This window comes from Halopseudomonas oceani, assembly GCF_002903165.1.
Classification (GTDB): domain Bacteria; phylum Pseudomonadota; class Gammaproteobacteria; order Pseudomonadales; family Pseudomonadaceae; genus Halopseudomonas; species Halopseudomonas oceani.
Window position 1 is genome coordinate 1 of sequence record NZ_PPSK01000060.1, and the last position, 1,083, is coordinate 1,083.

Consider the following 1,083-nt stretch of genomic DNA (forward strand, 5'->3'; position numbering starts at 1 on the left):
GCTCAATACTATGGTGAAAAACCAAGAGCCGTGGCGTGAAAAAACAGCCTGATTTGAGGCGTTGACACCACAGTCACTTGTTAACGAAGACTCTAGACTACCGAGTCTCGATCGATGTCCAAATATGCCAATCCTGTTTTTTCAAACAGGGCTTCCAACGCATCAATCCCCTTCTCATCTGCATGCTTGGCTTCATCGTCTGTAATAGGAACCAACCAAGTAAAGCGAACATGTTGAGACTTATCCAAGTGGAGCCATTCCAAATCAGGCCCATACGGATACGGTAGGGAAACTAAGAGGTTAGTGCACGCAGAAGCGCCGAGCCAAGGACGCCCAATTTTCACGTAGTTTCCTACATCTATAAAACGATGCTCCGGCGCTGACTGAAAATGCGCAACCATAGCCAGAAGTTCCACCAGTAGCGGGTCCTCCCGTGGCGAGACTAATACAAACTCGCAACCATAATTGCCGCCCTTTTGTATTGTTGATGCGCCGTTAGAAACGTAAACCCAGTTATCACCTTGCTTCAGGCGCATCACGCGGAAAAAGGGAAGGCTATCTTTTATCCCGCCTAGGCCCCAAGAAAAAACCTTAAAATCTTCGGCCTTAAAGAAATTGCTGATATGAGCCTGAATGGCATTTTGCTGCTCTAAAACCGACGGCACACTTTCTCCCTTACAGTTAGCGTTTGGTTAAGGGCCCGGCTTTAGCCGATCCCAGTGAGCGAAGCGAGCGTCTTGAACCACTTGTTACGCTTCTGCACCTTCATCATCGCTCTTGGCGCACAATTGATATTTATAATACTGACCTTGCACAGACTGGGTGTCTTTGTTGGCGAAATATAAATTTGCAGAAACGCACATATAATCAGGCTGGACATGATACTGATAAAAATTTGGGGCGAATGTCTCTACGCGCTGCGGCTCTGAGGGAAGGATGTAACCCTCTCCTTCCACAGTTCTTAGCTCTGCCTCTAATTCTTCATGCGTTCTGTAAGAATGGCCAGTTTTCGGCATCTGTTCTTTTAGCCATTCTGGAAGCTTCCGGTCTGAGATAAAGACCTCGACAGGGGCATTAACGGCC

Annotated in this window: 2 protein-coding genes; both read right to left on the minus strand. The window is 47.5% G+C overall.

Features of this window, described 5'->3' with window-relative positions; translation table 11 throughout:
• Nucleotides 1-92: 92 nt before the first annotated feature.
• Nucleotides 93-665, minus strand: a complete 573-nt coding sequence (locus C1949_RS19220; RefSeq protein WP_104739967.1) for a suppressor of fused domain protein — start codon at nt 663-665, stop codon at nt 93-95.
• Between the two features lie 84 nt (nt 666-749).
• A partial coding sequence (locus C1949_RS19500; RefSeq protein WP_170063125.1) for a hypothetical protein occupies nt 750-1,083 on the minus strand: 334 nt, incomplete at its 5' end.